This is a genomic window from Mycobacterium sp. ACS4054 (assembly GCF_001667275.1).
In the GTDB taxonomy this organism is placed as follows: Bacteria; Actinomycetota; Actinomycetes; order Mycobacteriales; family Mycobacteriaceae; genus Mycobacterium.
The window spans coordinates 1-25,952 of record NZ_LZHV01000062.1 but is presented as its reverse complement, the minus strand read 5'-3'; the positions used below and the strand labels follow the sequence as shown (position 1 = coordinate 25,952).

Sequence of the window (25,952 nt, the reverse complement as noted above, 5' to 3'; positions counted from 1 at the left end):
CCGCCGCGCAGTGGGGTCCGCATCGCGGTGAGATCCGGCGATTGGCAGGGGGGAATTTGGTGTAGCTCACAGTAGGCTGAGTCTCCGTGGAAATTATCCCGCCGCGTCTCAAAGAGCCGCTGTATCGCGTCTACGAGCTGCGGCTGCGGCAGGGCCTTGCCTCCTCCAAATCGGACCTGCCCCGCCACATCGCGGTCCTGTGCGACGGCAACCGGCGGTGGGCCCGCGACGCCGGCTACGCCGACGTCAGCTACGGCTACCGGATGGGCGCCGCGAAGATCGCCGAGATGCTGCGCTGGTGCCAGGAAGCCGGCATCGAAATGACCACCGTCTACCTACTGTCCACCGAGAACCTGCAACGCGATCCCGACGAGCTGGCGGGTCTGATCGAGATCATCACCGACGTCGTCGAGGAGATCTGCGCGCCGGCCAACCGCTGGAGCGTGCGCACCGTCGGCGACCTGGAGCTGCTCGGCGAGGAGCCGGCCCGGCGGCTGCGCGACGCGGTGGAGTCGACGCCCGTCACGGCGCCGTTTCACGTCAACGTCGCGGTGGGCTATGGCGGGCGGCGCGAGATCGTCGACGCGGTGCGGGCGCTGCTGAGCAAGGAGCTCGCCAACGGGGCGTCGGCCGAGGAGCTGATCGACGCGGTAAGCGTGGATGGCATCTCCGAAAACCTTTACACCTCTGGACAACCCGATCCCGATCTGGTGATCCGCACGTCGGGCGAGCAGCGCCTGTCGGGGTTTCTGCTGTGGCAGAGCGCGTATTCGGAGATGTGGTTCACCGAGGCGCACTGGCCCGCGTTCCGCCGGGTCGACTTTCTGCGCGCGCTGCGCGACTACAGCCAGCGGCACCGCAGGTACGGCAAGTAGGCCGTGCCAAACTAGGGCTATGGCTGCGCTGTCGGCGGTGGTGTTCACGCTCAGCGGGTGGCTCGGGTTGTACCTGCTGGCTCGCGATCCGCGTAAGCCGGTGCTCGTGTTGGCCGCGATCGGGTTGTGCGGCTTCGCGCTTGTGGTCGGGTTGGACGCGGTGCGGAACGCCAGCCCCGCGTACGCCCACGCGCTCAGCCGCGTCGAGATCTATCTGGTGGCCATCCCCGGCGTGGCGTGGTTCGCGGTGTTGGTCGAGCTGGCCCGCCCCAGCGACGGCGCGCGGGCGCGCACCCGCGAGTTGCTGCTGGTGGCCGGGGTCGCCGCGCTGACCCTGTTCGGGGCGGCGCTGGCCGGCAGCGTGGAGGGGCCGTTGCGGGCGGGCCATTGGGTGATGTTCGCGGTGATCTCGTTGTCCACCTTCGGCGCGATGGCGGTCGCGCTGCGGCAGCCGCGCCGGCCCCGGTCGGCCGTCGGGCTCGCCGTGGTCGCGACCCTGTTCTTCGCGCTGGGAAACGCCATCCTGATCATCCCGCTGGGCCTGGTGCCCAGCTGGGTCGCGCTGGCGTCGACGAGCCTCGACGTCCTGTCGCTCGGGCTGGCCGTCGCCCTGTGGGACGCCTTCGACGAGGGCCAGGCGTTGCGCGCCGACATGCTGCGCTCGTTCGCCGGCTCGGTGGCGGTGGCGGTGCTGTTCGGCGGCCAGGCGCTGATCGGCCTGGCGCTCACCCGCGCCGACACGGCCGCCCAAACCGCGCTGACCGTGCTGTTGTTCACCAGCCTGGCGGTCGCGATCAGCGTGCAGGTGCTCGCCGATCCGCTGGCCGGCCTGCTCGACCGGCTGGCGTTCTCGAAATCGCCTGCGCTGCGCGAGGATCGGGCGGCGCTGCGGAACACCGGCGCGGCGCTGCCGTTGCGGTCGGTGCACCCGCTCGACCACGTCGACGACGCCGCGTTCGCCCGGCTCACCCGGCGCGCCCTGGGCCACTACGGCGACCTGAGCAAGCTGGTCGCCAGCCCGTTGACCGCGCTGCCCGTTATCGACGAGCGGCTCGCCGCCCGCGGCCAGCGCCGCCCTCCGCTGGAGCGGGCCAACGAGCTCAAGGCGGTGCTGGCCGAGGCGGTCGGGCGGCTCAAGCCGCGCGACGCCGGCGATTTCGGCACCACCGAGCAGTGGCGGCACTACAACTCGCTGTACTTCCCCTACGTCGTCGGCGTGCGCGCGTACGCGCAGAACGCCACCGCCGCCGGGCTTGATCCGATCGCGCGCCAGGCCTGGCAGTGGTTGGTCACCGAGGTCCCGCAGCGCTCGCTGCACAACTGGCAGAACGCCGCCGCCCGGCTGATCGCCGCGGACCTGCGTGGCCGGGTCGCGGTGAGCACCGACCAGCCCCTGTGACTGCTGGGGCGGGTGAGCGCCAGGCTGGCGTCTGTCGAATAACAATTGCGATTCGGGCCCGCAAATGGGAATAGCCGGTCGAACTCGCTGGTCGTTGTATCCGTGGCAGTAGTTGGCAGTGCCACGAGTCGATATGGCAGTGCGCCGGCGGCACGCTGAACTTCGACCCAATTCGCCATCGCGAGGAGTAATCACATGATGTATGCATCTGGCGCACCCGGTCTGGCAACCCGCCCCCTGTACGACGCCACCGACTCGCTGCTGCGTTTCGCCATGCGCGCCGACGCGACGCTGACGGGGCTGTGCGGTTTGGCCATCGCCTTTCTCGCCGACCCGCTTTCGTCGCTGACGGGCCTGACGTCGCTGCAGGAGTACAGCCTCGGCGCCCTCTTCGTGCTCAGCGGCTTGGCCGTGTTCCTCGTCGCGGCGGCGCCGAACCTGCGCCGCGTCGGCATCGGGGTCATCGTGGCCAACATCGTGTTCACACTGGCGGCGGTCGTGGCCGCGGGCGTGCTGCCGCTGTCCGCCACCGGGGTCGCCGCCACGCTGGCCGTCGGCGTGTACACCGCGGCGTTCGCCGGCCTGCAATACCTGGGGGTGCGCCGCCTCGAGACGGCGTGACCGCTAGAGCTTGCGCAACCGGAGCCGGTTGATGGAGTGGTCGGCGTCCTTGCGCAGCACCAGGGTGGCCCGCGGCCGGGTCGGCAGGATGTTCTCGACCAGGTTGGGCCGGTTGATCGACCGCCAGATCTCGCGCGCGGCCGCGACCGCCTTGGTGTCGCCCAGGGCCGAGTAGTGGTGGAAGTGTGATTCCGGGTCGGCGAAGGCCGTGCCGCGCAGCGACAGGAATCGCGACACGTACCACTGCTCGATGTCCTCGATGCGCGCGTCCACGTACAGCGAGAAGTCGAAGAGGTCCGACACCATCAGGGTCGGACCGGTCTGCAGCACGTTGAGACCCTCGAGGATCAAGATGTCCGGATGCCGGACGACGTGCTTGGCCCCGGGGATGATGTCGTATTTCAGATGCGAGTAGACCGGCGCGCACGCGTAGTCGGAACCGGATTTCACCAAGGTGACGAACCGCATCAGCGCCCTGCGGTTGTAGCTCTCCGGAAAACCCTTGCGGTGCATCAGGTTTCGCCGATCGAGTTCGGCGTTCGGGTACAGGAATCCGTCGGTGGTCACCAGGTCCACCCGTGGGTGGTGATCCCAGCGGGCCAGTAGGGCCTGCAGCACACGGGCGGTGGTCGACTTGCCCACCGCTACGCTGCCGGCCACGCCGATCACGAAGGGCACCGGCCGATCCGGGTTTTGTTGCGGCTCGCCCAGGAACTCGGCGGTGGCGGCAAACAACCGCTGACGCGCGGCGACCTGAAGGTGGATGAGCCGGGCCAGCGGCAGATAGACCTCTTCGACTTCGAGCAGGTCGATCTGCTCGCCGAGTCCGCGCAGGCCAACGAGTTCTTCCTCGGTGAGGGCCAGCGGCGTCGACATGCGAAGCGCGCGCCATTGCTTTCGGTCGAACTCCACGTAGGGGCTCGGCTCGCTAAGCCGCGGCATAGTGCAAGTGTTGCAGGGGCGGACGTGCCCCCGACGGCTGGGCTGGCTAAACCCTGGCTGGATAGACTGGCGCCCGTGACTGCTGCACCCGACGCCCGCCCGTCCACCTCCGTGATGTCCGCCCCGCTCGCGGAGGTCGACCCCGACATCGCCGAACTGCTCGGCAAAGAGCTGGGCCGCCAGCGCGACACGCTGGAGATGATCGCCTCGGAGAACTTCGTGCCGCGCTCGGTGCTGCAGGCCCAGGGCAGCGTGCTGACCAACAAGTACGCCGAGGGCCTGCCCGGCCGGCGCTACTACGGCGGTTGCGAGTACGTCGACGTCGTGGAGAACATCGCCCGCGACCGGGCGAAGGCGCTCTTCGGCGCCGACTTCGCCAACGTGCAGCCGCATTCGGGCGCCCAGGCCAACGCCGCCGTGCTGCACGCGCTGATGACGCCGGGGGAACGGCTGCTGGGTCTGGACCTCGCCAACGGCGGCCACCTGACGCACGGGATGAAGCTGAACTTCTCCGGCAAGCTCTACGAAACCGGCTTCTACGGTGTGGATCCCACGACGCACCTGGTGGACATGGACGTGGTCCGGGCCAAGGCCCTCGAGTTCCGCCCGAAGGTCATCATCGCCGGGTGGTCGGCCTATCCGCGCATCCTGGACTTCGCGGCGTTCGCCTCGATCGCCGAGGAGGTCGACGCCAAGCTGTGGGTGGACATGGCGCACTTCGCCGGCCTGGTCGCCGCGGGACTGCATCCCACCCCGGTGCCGCACGCCGACGTGGTGTCCACGACCGTGCACAAGACGCTCGGCGGCCCGCGGTCCGGCCTGATCCTGGGCAAGCAGGAGTACGCCAAGTCCATCAACTCCGCGGTGTTCCCCGGCCAGCAGGGCGGTCCGCTGATGCACGTCATCGCGGGCAAGGCGGTCGCGCTGAAGATCGCCGGCACCCCCGAATTCGCCGACCGCCAGCAGCGCACCCTGTCCGGCGCACGGATCATCGCCGACCGGCTGACCGCCCCCGACGTGACCAAGGCCGGGGTGTCGGTGGTCAGCGGCGGCACCGACGTCCACCTGGTGCTGGTGGACCTGCGCGATTCCCCGCTGGACGGCCAGGCCGCCGAGGACCTGCTCCACGAGATCGGCATCACCGTCAACCGCAACGCGGTTCCCAACGACCCGCGGCCGCCGATGGTGACGTCGGGCCTGCGGGTGGGGACGCCGGCGCTGGCCACCCGCGGCTTCGGGGACGCGGAGTTCACCGAGGTCGCCGACGTCATCGCCACCGCCCTGGCGGCGGGCACGTCGGCTGATCTGTCCGCGCTGCGCCAGCGGGTGACGCGGCTGGCCCGCGACTTCCCGCTGTACGACGGTCTCGAAGAGTGGACGTTGGTCGACCGCTGACCGCGGAGGACCAAAGTCACCAGTTGGCGCGACACGGCGCGGGCAATTTCACACACCTGTGTACGCGAGTTACAGTAACCGCATGGCACAGAAACCTGTCGCTAACGCGCTGACCCTGGAACTCGAGCCGGTGTGCGAGGCCAACATGGACCGCCACCTCAACACCGAGGAACTCTGGTTCGCTCACGACTACGTGCCGTTCGACCGGGGCGAGAACTTCGCGTTCCTCGGCGGACGTGACTGGGATCCGTCCGACGCGACGCTGCCCCGGGAGTACACGGACGCCTGCGAGATCCTGTTGCTGCTCAAGGACAACCTGGCCGGCCACCATCGCGAGCTCGTCGAGCACTTCATCCTCGAGGACTGGTGGGGCCGCTGGCTGGGCCGGTGGACCGCGGAGGAGCACCTGCACGCCATCGCGCTGCGCGAGTACCTGGTGGTGACCCGCGAGGTCGACCCGACCGCCAACGAGGAGGCCCGGGTCCAATACGTCATGAAGGGCTACCGCGCCGACACCTACTCGCAGGTGGAGACCCTGGTGTACATGGCGTTCACCGAACGCACGCACGCCGTCTTCTGCGAGAACCTGGCCGCCAAGCTCGAGGAGCCCATCCTGGCCGGGCTCATCGACCGGATCGCGCGCGACGAGCGGCGGCACGAGCTGTTCTTCTCCAACCTCGTCGAGCACTGCCTGTCGTACACCCGCGACGAGACGATCGCGGCGATCGCGGCCCGCGCGGCCGAGCTGCAGGTGCCCGGCGCCGACATCGACGCGTATCGGGACAAGCTGCGCAACGTCGCCGACGCGGGCATCTTCGATCAACAGCAGCTGCGGCAGGCGATCTCGGATCGCATCACCGCGTGGGGTGTGGCCGACGAGCCCGCCCTCAGGCAGTTCGTCATCGGCTAACCGAATGCCGCGCGCGACCATGCGTCGGCGCGCCTGCGCTGCTGCAAAGCGGCGACGAGAGTAGCGTCGATCTCGATGGTCAGCGTCATGCTCTGCTGCCAGGGCGGCACCTCCCGTCACCACAACGGAAGGACCGGCCCCGGTCCTGGTGTCGCAGTTCCCGCCGACATGCCTGTGCGGGTCCGCGCGGGCTCATCCCGCTCGAGGAGCGCTACGTGACCGAAATCCGGACCTACGTGATCGACACTTCCGTGCTGCTGTCCGACCCCTGGGCCTGCAGCCGGTTCGCCGAGCACGAGGTGGTGGTACCGCTGGTAGTGATCAGCGAACTGGAGGCCAAACGGCATCACCACGAGCTGGGGTGGTTCGCGCGCCAGGCGTTGCGGCTGTTCGACGATCTCCGGCTGGTGCACGGACGGCTCGATCAGCCCATTCCCGTTGGCGCGCAAGGCGGTACGCTGCACGTAGAGCTCAACCACACCGACCCTGCGGTGCTGCCCGCCGGTTTCCGCAGCGACAACAACGACTGCCGGATCCTGAGTTGCGCCGCCAACCTCGCCGCCGAAGGCAAGCGAGTCACGTTGGTCAGCAAGGACATTCCGCTTCGCGTCAAGGCCGCCGCGGTCGGCCTGGCCGCCGACGAGTACCACGCGCAGGACGTGGTGGCTTCCGGGTGGTCGGGGATGCGCGAGATCGAGACCGCCACCGAGGACATCGACGCGCTGTTCGCCGAGGGCGAGATCGACCTGGCCGAAGCGCGAGACCTGCCCTGCCACACCGGCATTCGGCTGCTCGGCGGCAGCTCGCACGCGTTGGGCCGGGTCAATGCGGACAAGCGCGTCCAGCTGGTTCGCGGCGACCGCGAGGCCTTCGGCCTGCGGGGCCGGTCCGCCGAGCAGCGGGTCGCGCTCGACCTGCTGCTCGACGAGTCGGTGGGCATCGTGTCGCTGGGCGGCAAGGCCGGCACCGGCAAGTCGGCCCTGGCCTTGTGCGCAGGCCTGGAGGCCGTGCTCGAGCGGCGGACCCAGCGCAAGGTGGTGGTCTTCCGCCCGCTCTACGCCGTCGGCGGCCAGGAGCTGGGCTACCTGCCCGGCAGCGAGAGCGAGAAGATGGGGCCCTGGGCGCAGGCGGTCTTCGACACGCTCGAGGGCCTGGCCAGCCCGGCCGTGCTCGAGGAGGTGCTCTCCCGCGGCATGCTGGAGGTGCTGCCGCTGACCCACATCCGGGGCCGGTCGCTGCACGACTCCTTCGTCATCGTCGACGAGGCCCAATCCCTGGAACGCAACGTCCTGCTGACGGTGTTGTCGCGGCTGGGCGCCGGGTCGCGGGTGGTGCTGACGCACGACATCGCCCAGCGCGACAACCTGCGCGTCGGCCGGCACGACGGGGTGGCCGCGGTGATCGAGAAGCTCAAGGGCCACCCGCTGTTCGCCCACATCACCCTGCTGCGCAGCGAACGGTCGCCGATCGCCGCGCTGGTCACCGAGATGCTCGAGGAGATCGCCGGGCCGCAGTGAGTGCGCCCAGGCGTGGATCGGCGGGGTATCCACGGCTTTGCGCGTGCGGCCAGGGCGCGAAAGTCCCGCCGAACCCGCCCTGAGGGCACTCGCGAAGCCGTGAGCGCACGCCGCGAAGGTAAACTTCGACGGTGCCGAAGAGACCCGACAGCCAGGCCTGGCGCTATTGGCGCACGGTCATCGGCGTCGTCGCGGCCGCCGGGGTGCTGGTGATCGGCGGCCTGACCGGTCACGTGACGCGCGCCGACAACCTCAGCTGTTCGGTGGTCAAGTGCGTGGCGCTGACCTTCGACGACGGCCCCGGTCCGTTCGACGAGCGCCTGCTGCAAGTCCTGAAGGACAACGACGCGAAGGCCACCTTCTTCCTGATCGGCAACAAGGTCGCCGCCAACCCGGCGGGCGCCAAGCGGATCGCCGATGCCGGGATGGAGATCGGCAGCCACACCTGGGAACACCCGAACATGGCGACGATCCCACCGGAGGACATCGCGCCGGAGTTCGCCAAGGCCAACGACGCGATCAACGCGGCCACCGGGCGGACGCCGACGCTGTACCGCCCCGCGGGCGGACTGTCCACCGATGCGGTCCGGCAGACCGCGGCCAGGTTCGGGCTGGCCGAAATACTGTGGGACGTCATCCCTTTCGACTGGGCTAACGACTCGAACACGGCGGCCACCCGGTACATGTTGATGACCTATATCAAGCCCGGTTCGGTGGTGCTGTTCCATGACACCTACTCGAGCACCGTCGATCTGGTCTACCAGTTCCTCCCGGTGCTCAAGGCCAACGGCTACCGGATGGTGACGGTCAGCGAGCTGCTGGGGCCGCGCGCGCCCGGCAGCAGCTACGGCGGCCGCGAAAATGGGCCGCCCGCAAATCAATTGCACGACATCCCGCCCGGCGACATCCCGACGCTGCCCAACACCCCCTCTCCCAAGCCGATGCCCAACTTCCCGATCACCGACATCCCGGGCCAGAACTCGGGCGGGCCGAACGACGGTGCCTAACACAGGTTTTGCGGACCGGGCGGCATCCTGGCTTCGGAATCGGCGGCCCACCCCCGCCCCCGGCCAGCAAAAGTCTTTCCGGCGGCTGGCGATCCAATACGGCGCCGATCTCGCGCTGTCCTACTTTCTGGCCGTCATCGAGGCGGCCGCCATCTTGATCCCGCTGCGCGGTCACACGTCCATCGGGGACAACGCCGACTTCGTGAAAACCAATACGGCGGCGGTATTGATCCTCGTCTCGCTGAGCATCATCGGCGTCGCCAGTGCCGGGATCGCGAGCGCGGCCCCGACGCTGCGTTGGTATGCCGCCGGCGCCGAACCCGACCAGGCGCAGCGCGAGGCCGCGATGAAGCTGCCCGGCCGGCAATCGGTGATCCTGTTCGGCGCGTGGGCCTTCAGCGGCACCGTGTTCATGCTGCTCAACATGCGCGGCGGGGCGCAGCTCCTGCTGCCCGTCGCCCTCGGCGTGGTCCTGGGCGGGCCGGCCACGGCCGGCACGGCGATGCTGCTGGCGCAGCGCGTCCTGCGTCCCGTCATGCGCGCCGCCACGCTGGGCTGCGAGCCGCGGCTGGCCGTGCCCGGCGTATACGCGCGGCTGGTCCTGCTCTGGTTCATGTGCAGCGCCTTCCCCATCGGCGTGATCGCGACGCTGGTCGTCCTGCGCTCGTACGGCTGGCTGATCGAGAGGTCCACGTCGCTCGACGTGCCGATCCTGGTGGTGTCGCTGGCGGCGCTGGTGCTCGGGATGCCGACCATGATCTTGACGTCGCGATCCATCTCCGACCCGCTCGGCGAGGTCGTCGACGCGATGGCGGAGGTCGAACACGGCCGCATGGGGACCTACGTCGGGGCCTACGAGCGCTCTCAAATCGGGCGGCTGCAAACGGGTTTCAACCGCATGGTGGCCGGGCTGGCCGAGCGGGACCGGGTGCGCGACCTCTTCGGGCGCCACGTCGGAACCGACGTCGCCCATCGTGCCATCGAAGAGGGTGCGTCGCTGTCGGGAGACGTCGTCGAGGCGGCGATCCTCTACATCGACCTGGTGGGCTCCACGCAGCTGGCGGAAAGCCGTCCGCCGCAAGAGGTTGCCGAAGTGCTCAACGATTTCTTTCGCCTCGTCGTCAACGCCGTCGACGAACACCACGGGCTGATCAACAAATTCGCCGGCGATGCGGCGCTGGCAGTCTTCGGGGCGCCGTTGCAGACCGGCGAGCCGGCGTCGGCGGCACTGGCGACCGCGCGCGCCCTGGGCACCCAACTGCGCCGGCTGCCGGTCGACTTCGGTATCGGCGTATCGGCGGGCCGGGTGTTCGCCGGCAACATCGGCGCCGAAAACCGCTACGAGTACACGGTGATCGGCGACGCGGTCAACGAGGCCGCGCGGCTGGCCGATCTGGCCAAGACCGCCGACCGGCGCATCCTGTGCTCGGCGGCCGCCATCGAGCGGGCCGACGAATCGGAGGGAACGCATTGGGCGGAGTGCTATTCCACCGTTTTGCGGGGGCGCTCCGAAGCCACCCATGTCTCGGCGCCCGCGTAGGGCGGCGTCAGGACTTACCGACCTTCAGCGCGGCGATGATCCGGCCGATGATGTCCGCCGAAGCGGCGTCCCCGATCGGGGTGCTGCCGATGAAGACGGTGACCGGCTTGGTGTCGACGGCGATGACGCTCACGGAGTCTCCCTTGACGCCGCGGCTCGTGTCGGCGATCGTGATGTCGGCGTCGGCGCGGGCGGCCTTGGTGCCGTCAACGGTGATCGACGACGTCTTCGTCCGGCCCAGCGTGGGCGTCGCGTTCGCGTAACCGGGCCCGTTGGCGATGCACTGCAACAACTTCGACGCCTGCGCTGAAACATCCATGCTGGAGACGAAGTTCGTGACGCCGACCTCGGCCGTCATCATCCACTGACTGGCCCCCGGCACCTCCTGGGCGACGCCCACCGCGCCGATCAGGTTCGGGTTCTGGTCGTCGGAGAACAACTGCCAGTTGGGCGGCACCGCAGACGCCGGGAACGAGAGCTTGCCCGCGGCGATCGAGTCGGTCCGGGGTATCTCGCCGCCGGACACGTTCGGGGTGCAATCCGTGGCGGTCTGCTGGCCCCGCGGTTGGCTGCTGGTGGTGGTGGACGTCGAGGGCGCGGCGCTGGGGGACTTGCCGTGGCTCCCGCCCCGCATCACGATCAGCGTCGCCACGAGCGCGATGACGGCGAGGATCACCAGGCCACCGATGATCAACCAGGGCAGCTTCGACCCGGGCCCGCGCGGTGGCGGCCCGGGCGGATATCCGGGCGGGAACTGCTGTCCCGCTTGCGGATACGGCGGATAGTACGGACCGGCCGGCGGGGGCGGATACTGGCCGCCCGGGTATTGCCCGCCCGGGTATTGGCCGCCCTGCGGCTGGCCGCCCCAATAGGGCTGCTGCCCATAGGGGTTTCCGTAGGGCTCCTGGCCGTAGGGGCCGCCCGGAGGCGCCGTCATCGCTGAACCACCCCGCCTATTTCGCCGGCTTGACCTTGGCCATCGCCAAGACGTCAAGCCTGCGGTCGAGTTCCTCTTCGGAAAGCTTTTCGCCGATCAGGCCGCGATCGATCACGGTCTGGCGAATGGTCTTGCGCTCCTTGAGGGCTTGCTTGGCCACCGCGGCGGCCTCCTCGTAGCCGATCGCCGAGTTCAACGGCGTCACGATCGACGGCGACGACTCGGCCAGCTCGCGGAGGTGCTCGACGTTGGCCTTGAGCCCGACGATGCAGCGCTCCGCGAACAGCCTCGACACGTTGGTCAGCAGCTTGAACGACTCGAGGATGTTGCGGGCCATCATCGGGATGTAGACGTTCAGCTCGAACGCGCCACTCAAACCGCCGACGGCGACGGCGGCGTCGTTGCCGATCACCTGCGCGGCCACCTGCGTAACCGCCTCGGGCAGAACGGGGTTCACCTTGCCCGGCATGATCGAGCTACCCGGTTGCAGGTCCGGCAGCTGGATCTCGGCCAGGCCGGTGAGCGGGCCCGACCCCATCCAGCGGACGTCGTTGGCGATCTTGGTCAGCGACACCGCGATGGTGCGCAGCGCGCCGGACGCCTCGACCAGGCCGTCGCGGGTCGCCTGGGCCTCGAAAGAGTTCGCGGCCGTGCGCAATTCGTTCAGGCCGGTGGAGGCGATCAACGTCTCGACGACCTTGGCGCCGAAGCCGTCCGGGGCGTTGAGGCCGGTGCCCACCGCGGTCCCGCCGATCGCCAGCTCGCCCAGCCGCGGCAGCGTGGCGCGCACCCGCTCGATGCCCGCCTCGATCTGCCGGGCGTAACCGCTGAATTCCTGGCCGAGCGTCACCGGGACGGCGTCCATCAGGTGCGTGCGGCCCGACTTGACCACTGTGTGCCACTCCCGGGCCTTGCTCTCCAGCGCTTCGTGCAGCACCTCCAGCGCCGGGATCAGGTGCCGCACCGCGGCCTCCGTCGCCGCGATGTGGGTCGCGGTCGGGAAGGTGTCGTTGGACGACTGCGACATGTTGACGTCGTCGTTCGGGTGCACCGTGACCCCGTTGGCGGCCGCGATGCTCGCGATCACCTCGTTGGTGTTCATGTTCGAGCTGGTGCCCGACCCGGTCTGGAAGACGTCGATGGGGAATTGGTCGTCGTGTTGGCCGTCGGCGATCTCGGCCGCCGCGGCGATGATCGCGTCCGCCTTCTCCGGGGCCAGCAGCCCGAGGTCCTTGTTGACTTGCGCGCACGCGCCCTTCAACAGGCCCAGCGCGCGGATCTGGGTGCGCTCCAGGCCCCGGCCCGAGATGGGAAAGTTCTCCACCGCGCGCTGAGTTTGCGCGCGCCACAACGCCTTTGCGGGTACCCGGACCTCGCCCATGGTGTCGTGTTCGATGCGGTATTCGGTGTCGGTGGCGCTTTCGGCCATAGGTAGTAGTCCTCGCTAGTGTTTCGGGTCTAGGGCAGGGGATAGGCGGCGGTGCTGTCGCCGGTGAAGTCGATGGCGGAGTACTCGTTGAGCTTCGAGAGCCGGTGGTAGGCCTCGATCATGCGCACGGTGCCCGACTTCGACCGCATGACGATCGACTGGGTGGTGCAGCCGCCGGGGTAGTACTGCACGCCCTTGAGCAGGTCGCCGTTGGTCACCCCGGTGGCGCAGAAGAAGACGTTCTCGCCCGACACCAAGTCTTCGGTGGTCAGCACCCGGTCGACGTCGTGGCCGGCGTCGATCGCCTTCTGGCGCTCCTCGTCGTCCTTCGGCGCCAGCTGGGCCTGGATGGCCCCACCCATGCACCGGATCGCGGCGGCGGCGATGATCCCCTCGGGGGTGCCGCCGATGCCGGCCAGCATGTCGGTGCCGGACAGGTAGCGGCACGCCGAGATGGCGCCGGCGACGTCGCCGTCGGTGATCAACCGGATCCGGGCCCCGGTCGCCCGGACGTCCTCGATCAGCTGCGCGTGCCGAGGCCGGTCCAGGATGCACACGGTCATGTCGCGCACCGACAGCGCCTTCACCTTCGCGACGGCCTTGATGTTCTCGGCGATCGGCGCGGTGATGTCGAGCACGTCAGCGGCCTCGGGGCCGACGGCGATCTTGTTCATGTAGAACACCGCCGACGGGTCGAACATCGCGCCCCGGTCGGCCACCGCCAACACCGAGATCGCGTTCGGCATGCCCTTGCTCATCAGCGTGGTGCCGTCGATCGGGTCGACGGCGAAGTCGCAATCCGGGCCGTCGCCGTTGCCGACCTCCTCGCCGTTGTAGAGCATGGGCGCGTGGTCCTTCTCACCCTCGCCGATGACCACCACGCCGCGCATCGACACCGTGTTGACCAGCTCACGCATGGCGTCGACGGCCGCGCCGTCGCCGCCCTCCTTGTCGCCGCGCCCGACCCAGCGGCCGGCGGCCATGGCACCGGCCTCGGTCACCCGGACCAGTTCCAGCGCCAGGTTGCGATCCGGGGCCTCACCCCGGGGCCGTCCAGGTGGGCGGTTGCCCTCAACTGTCATGGTTGGTGATTGTCCCAGAAGGGGATCGGTCCGCTGGAACTGGGATACTCGGGGGATGACCGAAGAGCCGTCGCCGAATGCCGAGGTAGCCGGGGAGCCGGCGCCGGCGGCCGGGCCGGCCCGGGGACCCGTCTCGAGGCCGGCCAAACCGCGGTTGCTGCAGGACGGCCGCGACATGTTCTGGTCGCTGATGCCGTTGGTGCTCGGCTGCATCCTGCTGGCCGGCCTGGTGGGCATGTGCTCGTTCCAGCCCGGCAGCCACCAGGGCGCCGTCCCGTCCTACGACGCGGCGGCGGCCCTGCGGGCCGATGCCACGACGCTCGGCTTCCCCATCCGGCTGCCCAAGCTGCCAGCCGGCTGGCAGGCCAACTCCGGCAGCCGCGGCGGCATTCAGGGCGGCCGCGTCGACCCGGCGACCGGTCAACGGCTCAACGCGGCCACCTCGGTCGTCGGCTACCTCAGCCCGACCGGCATGTATCTGAGCCTGACGCAGAGCAACGCCGACGAGGACAAGCTGGTGGGCTCGATCCACTCGTCGGCGTATCCCGCCGGGACGGTCGACGTCGCCGGCACCAGCTGGGTCGTCTACAACGGCACCGGCCAAAGCGGGGCGGACGCCGAGCCGGTGTGGACGACCCGGCTTTCGGGCGGATCCGGGGCCACCCAAATCGCCATAACCGGCGCCGGAAATACCGATCAATTCCGTACGCTGGCTTCGGCGACGCAATCGCAGCCGCCGTTACCCGCGCGCTGAAGGAAGGCCGAGCGTGACTGCACCCCAAGCGGATCTGTCCGGATGGTCGGCGGCGCCGTTCACCGGTGGCGGCTACACCCATGACGTCTACCGCAAGGGCGGCGGCCCCGGGGTGGTGCTGATTCCGGAGATACCCGGGATCCATCCCGCTGTGCTGGCCCTGGGCAATCACCTGGTGGACAACGGCTTCACCGTCGCCATGCCGTCGCTGTTCGGTGAGCCGGGCAAGCCGAAGACGGTCGGCTACATCGCCGCCACCATCAGCCGGGCTTGCGTGGCAAGGGAATTCGCGGCGTTCGCGACCAACAAACAGCGGCCGGTGTCGTTGTTCCTGCGCGCGCTGGCGCGCGACCTCAACGCGTCGACGCCGGGCAAGGGTGTGGGCGTGATCGGCCAATGCTTCACGGGCGGTTTCGCGTTGGCCGCCGCGGTGGACGACAGCGTGCTGGCCCCGGTGCTGTCGCAGCCGTCGGTGCCGCTGCCGCTGGGCCGTGCACGGCGCCGCGACCCGGGGCTCAGCGAGTCCGAGCTGAACGCGGTGGCCGCGCGCGCCGCGAACGACGGCTTGTGCGCGATGGGCCTGCGGTTCAGCGAGGACCCGGCCGTGCCGGCCGAACGGTTCGCGGCGCTCAAGGAGCGGCTGGGCGACGCGTTCGAGGTGATCGAAATCGATTCGCGGCCCGGCAATGAATACGGCTTCGGCAAGACGGCGCATTCGGTGCTCACCGACGAGGTCCGCGAAGTCGACGGCCAGCCGGCGTACGAGGCCCGCAAGCGGGTGGTCGAGTTCCTCACCCAGCGGCTCACCTAGGCAACCGCATGCCCAGTGACAGTCTCGTAGTCGACACCGTCTACGGCCCGGTCCGCGGTGCCGACCTCGGGCGCGTCAGCGCGTGGAAGGGCATCCGGTACGCCGCCCCGCCCGTAGGCGCCCTGCGCTTCCTGGCGCCGCAACCCCCGAAGCGGTGGACCGAGGTCGCCGACGCGACCCGCTACGGGCCGGCCTGCCCGCAGCCGGTCTTCCCCAACATGCCGCTCGACCTGGGCGCGCCGCAGGGCGAAGACTGCCTGCGGCTGAACGTCTGGGCGTCATCGCACACCCAGCCGGGTGACGCAAAGCCCGTGATGGTGTGGCTACACGGGGGCGCATACGTCCTGGGATCGGGCAGCCAGGCGCTCTACGACGGGCGCCGGCTGGCCGGCGACGGCGATGTCGTCGTGGTCACTGTCAACTACCGGGTGGGTGCGCTCGGATTCATGGACCTGTCGTCGTTCACCACGTCGCGGCGGCGGTTCGACTCCAATGTCGGGTTGCGCGACGTGCTGGCGGCGCTGAGCTGGGTGCGCGACAACATCGCGGCGTTCGGCGGCGATCCGCGAAACGTCACGCTGTTCGGTGAATCCGCGGGCGCGGGGATCGTGACGACCCTGCTCGCCGTCCCGTCGGCCGAGGGGTTGTTCGCCCGCGCGATCGCCCAGAGTTCGCCGGCCACGTCGGTATACGACCGCCGCAGGGCCGAGCGCGTGGCCGAGACCGTACTCGAGCGCCTTGACGTCGACGCGGACCGGTTGCCTGACGTGCCTACCGCGGTGCTGCTGGCCGCGTCGCAAGAGGTGTTCGACGAAGTGCCCGTGCGCAATCCGGGCCTTCTCGCGTTCGTTCCGATCATCGACGGCGAGTTGCTGGATGACTACCCGGTCAAGCGCGTGCAGGAGGGCCGCTCGCTTCCGGTCCCCTTGATCATCGGGACCAACAAACACGAGGCGGCGCTCTTCCGGTTGATGCGTTCGCGGCTGATGCCGATCACGCCTCGCGCGATCACGTCGATGTTCGACCAGATCGCCGCCGAACAACCGGACCTGCAATTGCCGACGGACGAGCAGATCGGATTGACGTATTCGCGGTTGCGGCGCAGGGCAAGGAGTTTGAGCATCGCAACCGACGTCGGGTTCCGGATGCCCTCGGTCTGGCTGGCCGAGGGGCACGCCCGCGTGGCACCGGTGTACCTGTACCGGTTCGACTATGCCACCCCGCTACTGAAGCTGCTGCTGGTCAATGCCGCCCACGCCACCGAATTGCCTTACGTCTGGGGCAATCTCGGGGTGCCGAAGGATCCGACGTTGAAGCTGGGCGGCAGCAAGACCGCCAAGGCGGTCTCCAGGCGGATGCGGGCGCGGTGGATCAACTTCGCCGCGCGGTCCACGCCCGCGGGCCCGGACGGCGAACCGGACTGGCGGCCCTACCGGGAGGCGGATCGCGCGTGCCTGATCATCGACAAGCGCGACGCCGTCGCGAGCGACGTCGATGCGAACATCCGCGCCGCCTGGGGCAGCGAGATGGTGGGCTTCCGCTAGCGCGGGCCCGTCAGTCGGCCGCCGACCGCGCGGCGCCCGAATTCGCCCGCCGCCGAAGCCAATTGCGGCGCGCGGGCTGCTCGTCCGCGGGGGCGAATTCGGCTCCCTTGAACACCACCAGATACACCTCGACGGTGGTGACGATCAGGATCATCAACACCGGTCCGATGACGATGCCCCAGGGGCCGAACATGGCGATGCCCGAGAAGACCGACAGCAGCATCAGCGCCGGGTTCAGCCGGGCGTCACGCGGGACCAGGATGGGGCGCAGGAAGTTGTCGATGTTGGTCACCACGACGAGATGCCAGAGCACGACGAACGCGCCGCCGACGATGTTGCCGTAGAGGACCATTCCGATGCCGAAGGGGATGGTCACGATGCCACCGCCCAGCGGAATGATCGACAGCGCCGTCAGCAGCACGGCGAAAATGAAGAAGCCGTGGTGAAAGCCCGCGACATAGATGGACGCGGCGCCCGCGACACCCTGGCAGAGCGCTATCACGAATTGGCCGCTGACGGTGCCGCGCACCATCGCTCCGGCCTTGCGCAGGTAAAGGTCCGTGACCTCGTCGCCGAGCGGGTTGAGGTCGGCGACCAGCTTTCGTATCCGCTCGCGGTGCACCAGCAGCGCGACGAACACGTACAGGAAGATGATGGCCGACGTCACGGCGCCGGCGATGCCGCCGAGGGCGCCCTGCAGGAAATGCAGGGCCCATTGACCGACGTTGCGACCCACCGTGACCATCGCCTTGCGCAGCGAGGCCGAGGTTACGGTCATGTGCGCGAAGGGAAGTCGGGACAGCAGCTCGTTCACCGCGTGCAGGGCGCGATCGCCGAGCCCGCTCAGGTCCGTCGTCTTCACCCACTCGGTGATGCTGTCGATCATGCGGGAGATCTGGACGATCGCCAGGACCACCAGGAGCGTGACCGGCACGATGACGACCGCGAGTGCGGACAACAGGGTGCAGGTCGCCGCCAGGGGAGTGCCCATGCGCCGGCCGAACCAGTTGAACAGCGGCGTGAACAGGTAGGCGCCGACCGCGGCCACAACAATCAGCACGAAGTAGTCGCGCAGGAAGTATGCACCGAAGAGCAGGGCGATCGCGGTCAGCATCGCGAGGGCGCGCTTCTGGTTGAGCGTGAATTCGGTGTTCATGCAACCGGACCGCCCTCCGCGTCGTCGCCGCTGAGGGAACCTTAGCCCCGGCCCGGTGTTTTCGTCAGCGACCCGCGAGCGGGTTACTTCCCCCCGCCGGCCGGTGCGGGTGAGCCCGCCTGCGCCTGGCTCTTCATCCGCTGGAACATGTCGACGTAATACGGCAGGCATTCCGACATGGCCCGTTCGGTGGTGTACGGGGGCTCGTATCCGAGGTCGCGGCGGGCCTTGGCGATTGAGAAGTAGTTGTCCAGATACAGCCGCTCGACGGCCAGCGGCTCCAGCAGGGGCGCGGGGATGCCGAAGCGGAAATGCAGCCGCTGCCAACCGGTCATCGCCGCGCGGACCATCGGGCCGTTGATTCGCACCCGGGGCCAGTTCACGCCGCAGGCCTCGACCACGGGCCGGGCGAACTCGAACATGTTGATCGGGTCGTCGTCGTTTATGAAGTACGCCTGGCCGGGCGCGGTGCCGCCGGGGACCAGGTGCTGGGCGGCGAGGATGAAACCGTGAATCAGGTTGTGCACGTACGAGTTGTCCAGCTTCGCCGACTTCCGGCCGATCAGCACCTTGACGTGCCCTGCTATCACGCTTTCGAACAGCTTGCGGAACATCGTCTGATCGCCGCGGCCCCAGATGCCGCTGGGCCGGATCGCGCAGGTGAGCATGCCGCCAACACCGTTCTGCGACAAGACGAATCGTTCGGCGACCACCTTCGTCTCGGTGTAGAGGTCGTTGAACCGGGTGGTGTAGGGCAGCGTCTCGTCCCCGCCGGGGATGTTCTGGCCGCCCATCACCACGCTGTTGGACGACGTGTAGACGAAGCGCTTCACCCCGGCCGCCTGGCCGGCGTGCACCAGGTTCTCGGTGCCGCCGACGTTGACCCCGAAGCTGCGTTGCCGGTATGCGTCGGTCACCGATGCGCCGCCCATCAGCTCGATGATCGCCGCGGTGTGGAAGACGGTGTCGATGCCGTCGACCGCCCGGGCGCAGACGTCCGTGTCGGTGATGTCCCCTTCGAGCACCTCGAGTTGCGGGTGCTCGGCCAGCGGGGAGGGCGCGCGGTCGAACGAACGCACCTGGTGGCCGCGGTCCAGCAGGGTAGTGACGAGGTTTGCGCCGACGAACCCGGAGCCGCCGGTGACCAGGACGCGGCCGAGTTCGGTGGTCAGTGATGCATCAGCCATGCGCCGAATCCTAACTGAAACGTGTTCCAATTCGAAAGAAAGTCATGCGTCCGCTTGCGCGGGGTGGCCGAAATCAGGGCTCGTCGGCCTGGCCGGCCGCCAGCGCGTCCTCGATGCGCTTGCGGGCTCCAGCTAAGTGCTCCTCGCACCTTTTTGCCAGCTGTTCGCCCCTTTCCCAGAGCTTCAGCGACTCATCGAGGTCTAGCCCACCCTGTTCCAGCAGGCGCACCACTTCGATCAGCTCGTCGCGGCACGCCTCATAGCCGAGTTCACTAATGGGCGTAATTGACCGGTCTTCTTCGCTAGGCGCCATCGGTCTGCCCCTCGCTCACCGCGGCGATCGCGCCGTCGGCGACCCGCACCCGCAACCGGCGGCCGACGGGCGCGTCGCTCACCGACCGCAGCACCGCCGGGGGCCCGGAGTCCGGCACCGCCTGCACCACCGCGTAGCCCCGGGCCAGCGTGGCCGCCGGGCCCAGCGTCGCCAGCCGCGCGCCCAGGTGGCCGACGCGCTCCGTCTCGGCGGCGGCCAGGCGGGTGACGTCGCGGCGAATCGCCGACCGGGCGCGGTGAATCTCGTCCGCGCGCGCCGTCAGGGCCGCCAGCGGCTCGGCGAGCACAGGTCGGCTGCGGACCTGGGCCAGCGCGCGTTGTTCGCGAGACACCCAGCTGCGCAGCGCCCTGGCGCTGCGCCGGCGCAGCTCAGCAATCAGGCGCTGCTCGGCGGCGGTGTCGGGCACCACCTTCTTGGCGGCGTCGGTGGGGGTGGCGGCGCGCAGGTCGGCCACCAGGTCGCACAGCGGGTTGTCGGGTTCGTGACCGACCGCGCTGACCACCGGGGTGCGGCACGCCGCGATGGCGCGGCACAACGTCTCGTCGGAAAACGGCAACAGGTCCTCGACGCTGCCGCCGCCGCGGGCCACCACGATGACGTCGACCTCGCCGTGGCGGTCCAGTTCGTACAGCGCCTCGACGATCTGCGCCACCGCGTTGGGCCCCTGGACCGCGGTGTTGCGCACGGCGAACCGGACGCCGGGCCAACGCGCGGTCGCCACCGTCGTCACGTCGCGTTCGGCGGCGCTGGCCCGGCCGGTGATGAGGCCGATCATGTTGGGCAGGAACGGGATTGGCCGCTTGAGTCGCGGATCGAAGAGCCCTTCGGCATCCAGCAGCCGGCGCAGCCGATCGATCCGTGCCAGCAGCTCGCCCACGCCGACGGCGCGAATCTCGCTCAGGCGCAACGAGAACGTGCCGCGACCGGTGTAGAACGAGGGTTTGCCGCAGACCACCACCTGCGTGCCCTCGGCCAGCTTCACCGGCGCGTTGGCCACCAGGTCGCGCGAGCAGGTCACGGTCAGCGACATGTCGGCGGCCGGGTCGCGCAGCACCATGAACACCGTCTTGGAGTCGGGCCGGGCGCTGACCTGGGCCAGCTGGCCCTCCACCCATACGGTGCCGAGCTTGTCGATCCAGCCCGCGACCCGAATTGCCACCGCGCGCACCGGAAATGGGTTCTCGGCGGAGTTGGGTTCGGACTGTGCGGCCGGGGTCACTTCGCGTTCGCGCGGGTGATCCTGTTGGCGAGCAGCGTCTGGAACGGCGCGCGCGCCTTGGTGGCCTGCTCGTAGGCCAGCAGGGCTTCGAGTTCGTCGACGCTCAGCGATTGCAGGCGCGCCCGCAGCTGCGCCAGCGTCAGCGCCGCGTAGTCCAGCTCGGCCACCACCGACGGCTGCGGAACCGACGGCGCGTCCGAGGACTTCCTGCCCTGCTTCAACGGGGCGGCATCGGAGGCGGCGTCGGCGAGCGTGTACAACGCGAACCGTCCCTCGGTGCGGCGATCGCCGTCGCCGTTGCCGTTCTCGGCGGGGCCGGGCGCGTCGACGGCGTCGGGCAGGTCCTCGTCGAACGTCGCCCATTCCGGCTGCTCGTCCTTGGGCGGGAAGATGTTCTCCAGGGTGCTGTCGCCCTTGATCGCCAACTCGGCGAGGTTCTGCTGAAATCGCATCACAAGGTGGGCCGCCTGACTGGCTAAGGTCATGGGGTACATCAGGATGGTTTTCGGCAGCTTCATGGTCTCCTCGACGGCGACTGTCGCCGCGCCGACCAATAGTCGAACTCCATACGGTGCAGTGGCCATGGGTCCAAGATTGCCCTACGCGACGGCTAACTCCAAGCCCGCCCGCGCGAGCTGGCAAGCCCGCGGCGGCAGAACGTACCCTGGTGTCATGCCGCCGACTGTCGACATGGGAATTCCCGGCGCGTCCAGCTCGGTAGCCAGCGATCCAGCCCGCAAGCGAGTGCTTCTGGCCGAGCCGCGTGGTTACTGTGCGGGCGTGGATAGGGCCGTGGAGACGGTCGAACGCGCGCTGGAAAAGCACGGCGCCCCCGTCTACGTGCGTCACGAGATCGTGCACAACCGGCACGTCGTCGACACGCTGGAAAAGGCGGGCGCGGTGTTCGTCGAGGAGACCGATCAGGTGCCCGAGGGCGCCATCGTGGTGTTCTCCGCCCACGGGGTGGCGCCGACGGTGCACGCCGCGGCCGCCGCACGCAACCTGCAGACCATCGACGCCACCTGCCCGCTGGTGACCAAGGTGCACAACGAGGCCCGCCGCTTCGCCCGCAACGACTACGACATCCTGCTGATCGGCCACGAGGGGCACGAGGAGGTGATCGGCACCGCGGGGGAGGCGCCCGACCACGTGCAGCTGGTCGACGGCGTCGCGGCGGTGGACAACGTGACGGTCCGGGATGAGAACAAGGTGATCTGGCTCTCGCAGACCACGCTGTCGGTCGACGAGACCATGGAGATCGTCGAGCGGCTGCGGCAGCGGTTCCCGAAGCTGCAGGATCCGCCCAGCGACGACATTTGTTACGCGACCCAGAACCGGCAGGTCGCCGTCAAGGCCATGGCGCCCGAGTGCCAGCTGGTGATCGTCGTCGGGTCCCGGAATTCGTCGAACTCGGTGCGGCTGGTCGAGGTGGCGCTGGGCGGCGGCGCCGCGGCCGCCCACCTGGTCGACTGGGCCGACGACATCGACCCCGCCTGGTTGGAGGGGGTGACCACGGTCGGCGTGACCTCCGGCGCATCCGTCCCCGAGGTATTGGTGCGCGGTGTGCTCGAGCGGCTGGCCGACTGCGGCTACGACGTGGTGCAGCCGGTCACCACGGCGCAGGAAACCCTGGTGTTCGCGCTGCCGCGCGAGATCCGGTCACTGATCTGACCGACGGCGCTCAGCCGTCGTATTCCCATTCCGTCGGGGGCCGCTGCGGTCGGCCATACGTCCGGGAGCGGTTGCGCCGCTCGGCCGAGGGCTCGTCGGACGCGCCGGCATCCCGGTAGCGGACCTGCGAGATCGGGTGATGGGTGCCGTTGTTGCCGGCTGGGGCGGGCCGCCGGCGCCTCGGCTCGTAGGTCGGCTCGTAACTGTCGTAACGGCTGGGCGGTGGGTCGTAGGAGTCGCCGTACCGGTCCCCGCCGTCGAAACGGCTGCCCCGCGGCCTGGGCGGGTCGTTGTAGGGCCGCTCGTAGGGGCTGCGGCGGGTGCGCGGCTCGCGCCGGCCCTCCCGGGCTGATTGGCCGCGCGGGTCCGGGTCGCCCTCCGCCCGGGGCCGGCGCCGCGACCGGCGGGGCGGTTCGGGGCCGTCGTAGTCCCGGGCGGTCGCCGAGGTCCTGCGCTTCGAGCGGCGCTCGCCCGGCTCACCCGCGTCGTCAAGCGGCTCCCGGGTGCGCCGGGAATGGGTCCGCGCGGAGCGGGCCGCGGTCCGATCGCCGTTGGCCGTCCTGCGGGTCCGCGAGGAGGACTTGCCACCGCGGCTGCGCCGCTCCTTCGCGGGGGCGTCGGCGTCGACGTCGTCTTCGTCGGGGTGCAGCATCGCCCGCAGCTTGGCGACGATGCCGCCGAATGCGGCTTTGCGTTCGGCGGGCTCCGCGTCGTCGGGGGTGTTCGTCGTCGCGGTCGTCCGTTGCGACATGCCGAAGTACCACCGGACCAGCCCGATCAGCAGCACCACCCCGGCGGTTCCCAGCATCAGCGGGAAGCGCTCGATGAGGGGATAGCCGCAGTTGATCAGCAGGTCCTTGACATGGCCGACCTTGCCGTCGTGGAACAACCAGTAGGCGCCGGGGACCGCGCCGAACAGGATCAGCGGGGGTTGGATGATCGCGGTGAACAACCCGTCCTGGCGCACCGCGAGCACCGCCGCTACGCAGCCGGCTATATAGAAGCCCGCGAAGACGTGGGTCAGCTCCTTGTGGCCGGCGTCAATCCCGTACCCGATGGCGGTGGCGGTAACGGCGAGGAGCAGGGCGGCGTACCACGGCACACCTGGGATATCTGGGTGAATCGAGCGGTGGGAGGCGTCCACCTTCGACGTTGCCCGCTGTCCTGACACATGTAGACCGTACCGGCAATGGGCCGAAAGGCCCGTAAATGCCTCGTCGGGATGCCGGGCGTGCCATGCCCCGGAGCCGGAGGGGCGCCGCCCCCACCGACCCCTAGACTTGAGTCCCTGTGAGCCTGAGCCTGGGAATCGTGGGCCTGCCCAACGTGGGTAAGTCGACGCTGTTCAACGCGCTGACCCGCAACGACGTGCTGGCGGCCAACTACCCGTTCGCGACGATCGAGCCGAACGAGGGCGTCGTTCCGCTGCCCGATCCGCGATTGGACAAGCTCGCCGAGCTGTTCGCGTCGCAGCGGATCGTCCCGGCGCCGGTGACGTTCGTGGACATCGCCGGCCTGGTCAAGGGCGCGTCGGAGGGGGCCGGGCTCGGCAACAAGTTCCTGGCCCACATTCGCGAATGCGACGCCATCTGCCAGGTCGTCCGGGTGTTCTCCGACGACGACGTGACGCATGTGGCCGGTGAGGTGGATCCTCGCTCCGATATCGAGGTGGTGGAGACCGAGCTGATCCTGGCCGACCTGCAGACCCTGGAGCGCGCGCTGCCGCGGCTGGAGAAGGAGGCTCGCACCAACAAGGAGCGCAGGCCGATGTACGACGCGGCGGCCGCCGCCCAGGAAACCTTGAATGGCGGCAAGACGCTGTTCGGCGCCGGGGTGGACGCCTCCCTATTGCGTGAGCTGAACCTGTTGACCACCAAGCCTTTTCTCTACGTCTTCAACGCCGACGAGGCGGTGCTGACCGACGCGGCGCGCATCGCCGAGCTGCGGGAGCTGGTGGCGCCGGCCGACGCGGTGTTCCTGGACGCGGCCATTGAGGCCGAGTTGAACGAGCTAGACGACGAGTCGGCGGCCGAACTGCTGGAATCGATCGGGCAGACCGAACGCGGGCTGGATGCGTTGGCGCGCGCGGGTTTTCACACGCTGAAGCTGCAGACGTTCTTGACGGCGGGACCAAAAGAGGCGCGCGCCTGGGTGATTCACCGGGGTGATACCGCACCCAAGGCCGCAGGGGTGATCCACACCGACTTCGAGAAGGGCTTCATCAAGGCCGAGATCGTCTCCTACGACGACCTGATCGCCGCCGGCTCGATGGCGGCGGCCAAGGCGGCCGGCAAGGTCCGGATGGAGGGCAAGGACTACGTGATGGCCGACGGCGACGTGGTGGAGTTCCGCTTCAATGTCTAAGGCTCGATGAGTTCTGCCGGTCGCGCAGGTCTGAAATACCATGGGAACCCTTTATTATACCGCGACGGTGTCTCTCGACGGCTACGCTGCCGACGGCAGCGGCGACTTCCAGTGGTCGGCCCCGAGCGATCCGGTGTTCGCCGCCCATGTCGACCGCATGGGCGAGGTGTCGACCGAAGTGTTAGGGCGGAAGACTTTCGCGCTGATGCAGTACTGGGAGACCGATCCCGAGGGCGAAGAGTGGGGCTCGGCGGAACGGGAGTTCGCCCAGCGCTGGCGGGGCATCCACAAAGTGGTGGTTTCGTCGACGCTGACGCAGGAGATCGAGTCGGACCGTGTTCGTCTGGTACGCGAACTGCGCTTGGCCGAATTGAAGCGGATCGTCGCGCAGGCCGAGGGCATGGTCGAGATCTTCGGACCCACCACCGCGGCCGCCGCGATCCGAGCTGGCCTGATCGACGAGTTCCAGTTCTTCGTGGTGCCGAAGATGGTGGGCGCGGGCCTACGTGCCCTACCCGACGGCGTGCACCAGGATCTGAGTCTCGCCGGGCACAGCGTTTTCGATGACGGCACCGCCCACCTGCGCTACCTGTCTCGCCGAGACGTTCCTCGGTGACGGAATGCGGTGAGTTCCGCTTCAACGTGTAGGGCAAGCGCAGTGTGGGGGGATACGCACGCAATCGGCTCGGAATTCGTGCGTAGAGGCCACGCTCGGCGAAGTGCCCGCGTGAAGTTTCAGGCGGCTTGTCGGTGGTCGCGCGTAGGGTGCGCGGCGTGAAACTTGTTTCGATCCGCATCATCACCGCCGACGTGCAGCTGCTTGTCTCGTTCTACGAGTCGGTCACGGGAGCCCAGGCGGTCTGGGCCAACGAGCTGTTCGCCGAGATTCCCACGCCGGTGGGCACGCTGGCGATCGGTAGCGACAAGACCGTACCGCTGTTCGGCACCGGGTCCGCCGAGCCTGCGGCGAATCGGAGCGCCATCGTCGAGTTCATCGTCGACGACGTGGACGCCGAGTATGAACGTCTTCGCGGGCGATTGCATGACGTCGTCACCGAACCGACGACGATGCCGTGGGGCAACCGGGCGCTGCTGTTCCGCGATCCCGACGGGAATCTCGTCAATCTGTTCACTCCGGTAACCGAGCAGGCCCGGGCCAAGTTCGGTGTGTAACGCGCCGAGCGCTAGCTGTACTCAGCCAGGACGTTGGTAGCAGGCGTGTCGGCTTGATGTGAGGAGAACCCCCGGGTGGGGTGTG

25 protein-coding genes are annotated in these 25,952 nt (G+C 69.0%); 15 read left to right on the top strand and 10 right to left on the bottom strand.

The genetic code is table 11. From position 1 onward, the window contains the following. The first annotated feature begins 86 nt into the window (after positions 1-86). From A5730_RS20670 to A5730_RS20660, 3 genes are all read left to right on the top strand, one after another. Positions 87-875 (top strand): (2Z,6E)-farnesyl diphosphate synthase, encoded by a 789-nt coding sequence (locus A5730_RS20670; RefSeq protein ID WP_055404945.1) that lies wholly within the window; start codon positions 87-89, stop codon positions 873-875. A gap of 19 nt (positions 876-894) precedes the next feature. Next, entirely contained in the window at positions 895-2,274 is a 1,380-nt protein-coding gene (locus A5730_RS20665) for a hypothetical protein (protein WP_067904604.1), read from the top strand. 195 nt (positions 2,275-2,469) lie between these two features. Beyond that, the gene (locus A5730_RS20660) at positions 2,470-2,895 is read left to right on the top strand and encodes a hypothetical protein (RefSeq protein WP_055404943.1); all 426 of its coding nucleotides are present in this window, start codon (positions 2,470-2,472) and stop codon (positions 2,893-2,895) included. Positions 2,896-2,898: 3 nt separating this feature from the next. On the opposite strand, the gene coaA is transcribed toward A5730_RS20660, so the two are convergent. After that, complete coding sequence (gene coaA / locus A5730_RS20655; protein ID WP_067819285.1) at positions 2,899-3,837, bottom strand: type I pantothenate kinase; 939 nt, start codon at positions 3,835-3,837, stop codon at positions 2,899-2,901. Positions 3,838-3,951: 114 nt separating this feature from the next. Here coaA and glyA point away from each other — a divergent pair, with 114 nt between their 5' ends. The 5 genes from glyA (at position 3,952) to A5730_RS20630 (ending at position 10,206) form a co-directional block, all read left to right on the top strand. Next, the gene (gene glyA / locus A5730_RS20650; RefSeq protein WP_067904601.1) at positions 3,952-5,232 is read left to right on the top strand and encodes a serine hydroxymethyltransferase; all 1,281 of its coding nucleotides are present in this window, start codon (positions 3,952-3,954) and stop codon (positions 5,230-5,232) included. Between the two features lie 82 nt (positions 5,233-5,314). Then, positions 5,315-6,142: an acyl-ACP desaturase gene (locus A5730_RS20645; protein WP_067904598.1), complete on the top strand. Its 828-nt coding sequence runs from the start codon at positions 5,315-5,317 to the stop codon at positions 6,140-6,142. A gap of 215 nt (positions 6,143-6,357) precedes the next feature. Then, positions 6,358-7,659 carry a PhoH family protein gene (locus A5730_RS20640; protein WP_055404939.1) on the top strand — a complete coding sequence of 434 codons (1,302 nt, stop codon included), beginning with the start codon at positions 6,358-6,360 and terminating at the stop codon, positions 7,657-7,659. Positions 7,660-7,790: 131 nt separating this feature from the next. Beyond that, the gene (locus A5730_RS20635) at positions 7,791-8,666 is read left to right on the top strand and encodes a polysaccharide deacetylase family protein (protein WP_067904594.1); all 876 of its coding nucleotides are present in this window, start codon (positions 7,791-7,793) and stop codon (positions 8,664-8,666) included. A gap of 85 nt (positions 8,667-8,751) precedes the next feature. Further along, positions 8,752-10,206 (top strand): adenylate/guanylate cyclase domain-containing protein, encoded by a 1,455-nt coding sequence (locus tag A5730_RS20630; RefSeq protein ID WP_067904628.1) that lies wholly within the window; start codon positions 8,752-8,754, stop codon positions 10,204-10,206. 7 nt (positions 10,207-10,213) lie between these two features. Here A5730_RS20630 and A5730_RS20625 read toward each other — a convergent pair whose 3' ends face one another. Genes A5730_RS20625 through glpX form a run of 3 tightly spaced genes read right to left on the bottom strand, consistent with a single transcriptional unit; the run spans position 10,214 to position 13,654 of the window. Then, positions 10,214-11,143, bottom strand: a complete 930-nt coding sequence (locus A5730_RS20625) for a hypothetical protein (RefSeq protein WP_067904592.1) — start codon at positions 11,141-11,143, stop codon at positions 10,214-10,216. Between the two features lie 16 nt (positions 11,144-11,159). Further along, complete coding sequence (locus A5730_RS20620; protein WP_067904590.1) at positions 11,160-12,572, bottom strand: class II fumarate hydratase; 1,413 nt, start codon at positions 12,570-12,572, stop codon at positions 11,160-11,162. 29 nt (positions 12,573-12,601) lie between these two features. Next, on the bottom strand, positions 12,602-13,654 hold the full coding sequence (gene glpX, locus A5730_RS20615) for a class II fructose-bisphosphatase (RefSeq protein ID WP_156745877.1): 1,053 nt from the start codon (positions 13,652-13,654) through the stop codon (positions 12,602-12,604). A gap of 55 nt (positions 13,655-13,709) precedes the next feature. Here glpX and A5730_RS20610 point away from each other — a divergent pair, with 55 nt between their 5' ends. The 3 genes from A5730_RS20610 to A5730_RS20600 are packed head-to-tail and all read left to right on the top strand — an operon-like array spanning position 13,710 to position 16,763. Then, positions 13,710-14,408 carry a DUF4245 domain-containing protein gene (locus A5730_RS20610; protein WP_067904587.1) on the top strand — a complete coding sequence of 233 codons (699 nt, stop codon included), beginning with the start codon at positions 13,710-13,712 and terminating at the stop codon, positions 14,406-14,408. Positions 14,409-14,421: 13 nt separating this feature from the next. Further along, the gene (locus tag A5730_RS20605) at positions 14,422-15,219 is read left to right on the top strand and encodes a dienelactone hydrolase family protein (RefSeq protein WP_067904584.1); all 798 of its coding nucleotides are present in this window, start codon (positions 14,422-14,424) and stop codon (positions 15,217-15,219) included. Between the two features lie 8 nt (positions 15,220-15,227). After that, on the top strand, positions 15,228-16,763 hold the full coding sequence (locus A5730_RS20600; protein WP_067904582.1) for a carboxylesterase/lipase family protein: 1,536 nt from the start codon (positions 15,228-15,230) through the stop codon (positions 16,761-16,763). Between the two features lie 10 nt (positions 16,764-16,773). Here A5730_RS20600 and A5730_RS20595 read toward each other — a convergent pair whose 3' ends face one another. The 5 genes from A5730_RS20595 to A5730_RS20575 form a co-directional block, all read right to left on the bottom strand. Continuing rightward, on the bottom strand, positions 16,774-17,919 hold the full coding sequence (locus tag A5730_RS20595) for an AI-2E family transporter (protein ID WP_067904579.1): 1,146 nt from the start codon (positions 17,917-17,919) through the stop codon (positions 16,774-16,776). An 83-nt stretch (positions 17,920-18,002) separates the two neighbouring features. Then, positions 18,003-19,106, bottom strand: a complete 1,104-nt coding sequence (locus A5730_RS20590) for an NAD-dependent epimerase/dehydratase family protein (protein WP_067904577.1) — start codon at positions 19,104-19,106, stop codon at positions 18,003-18,005. A gap of 73 nt (positions 19,107-19,179) precedes the next feature. Further along, on the bottom strand, positions 19,180-19,419 hold the full coding sequence (locus A5730_RS20585) for an exodeoxyribonuclease VII small subunit (RefSeq protein WP_067904575.1): 240 nt from the start codon (positions 19,417-19,419) through the stop codon (positions 19,180-19,182). Then, positions 19,409-20,659, bottom strand: coding sequence for an exodeoxyribonuclease VII large subunit (xseA, locus tag A5730_RS20580; RefSeq protein WP_067904572.1), 1,251 nt, complete (start codon positions 20,657-20,659; stop codon positions 19,409-19,411). The genes A5730_RS20585 and xseA overlap by 11 nt, the downstream gene beginning before the upstream one ends. Next, a complete protein-coding gene (locus A5730_RS20575) occupies positions 20,656-21,243 on the bottom strand; it encodes a lipid droplet-associated protein (RefSeq protein WP_067904569.1) in 588 nt (195 codons plus the stop codon). Before A5730_RS20575 ends, xseA begins: the two co-directional genes overlap by 4 nt. Before the next feature lie 88 nt (positions 21,244-21,331). Between A5730_RS20575 and A5730_RS20570 the strand changes: the two genes are divergently transcribed. Next, positions 21,332-22,330, top strand: a complete 999-nt coding sequence (locus A5730_RS20570; RefSeq protein WP_067904566.1) for a 4-hydroxy-3-methylbut-2-enyl diphosphate reductase — start codon at positions 21,332-21,334, stop codon at positions 22,328-22,330. A 10-nt stretch (positions 22,331-22,340) separates the two neighbouring features. Here the strand turns inward: A5730_RS20570 and A5730_RS20565 are convergent, their stop codons facing one another. Beyond that, the gene (locus A5730_RS20565) at positions 22,341-23,501 is read right to left on the bottom strand and encodes a DUF6542 domain-containing protein (protein WP_197506304.1); all 1,161 of its coding nucleotides are present in this window, start codon (positions 23,499-23,501) and stop codon (positions 22,341-22,343) included. A 119-nt stretch (positions 23,502-23,620) separates the two neighbouring features. Here A5730_RS20565 and ychF point away from each other — a divergent pair, with 119 nt between their 5' ends. The 3 genes from ychF to A5730_RS20550 all read left to right on the top strand — a co-directional run bounded on the left by ychF (position 23,621) and on the right by A5730_RS20550 (position 25,867). After that, positions 23,621-24,694, top strand: a complete 1,074-nt coding sequence (gene ychF, locus A5730_RS20560; protein ID WP_067904559.1) for a redox-regulated ATPase YchF — start codon at positions 23,621-23,623, stop codon at positions 24,692-24,694. A 40-nt stretch (positions 24,695-24,734) separates the two neighbouring features. Beyond that, a complete protein-coding gene (locus A5730_RS20555; protein ID WP_067904556.1) occupies positions 24,735-25,310 on the top strand; it encodes a dihydrofolate reductase family protein in 576 nt (191 codons plus the stop codon). A gap of 158 nt (positions 25,311-25,468) precedes the next feature. Further along, positions 25,469-25,867 (top strand): VOC family protein, encoded by a 399-nt coding sequence (locus A5730_RS20550; protein ID WP_067904622.1) that lies wholly within the window; start codon positions 25,469-25,471, stop codon positions 25,865-25,867. Positions 25,868-25,952: the final 85 nt, after the last annotated feature.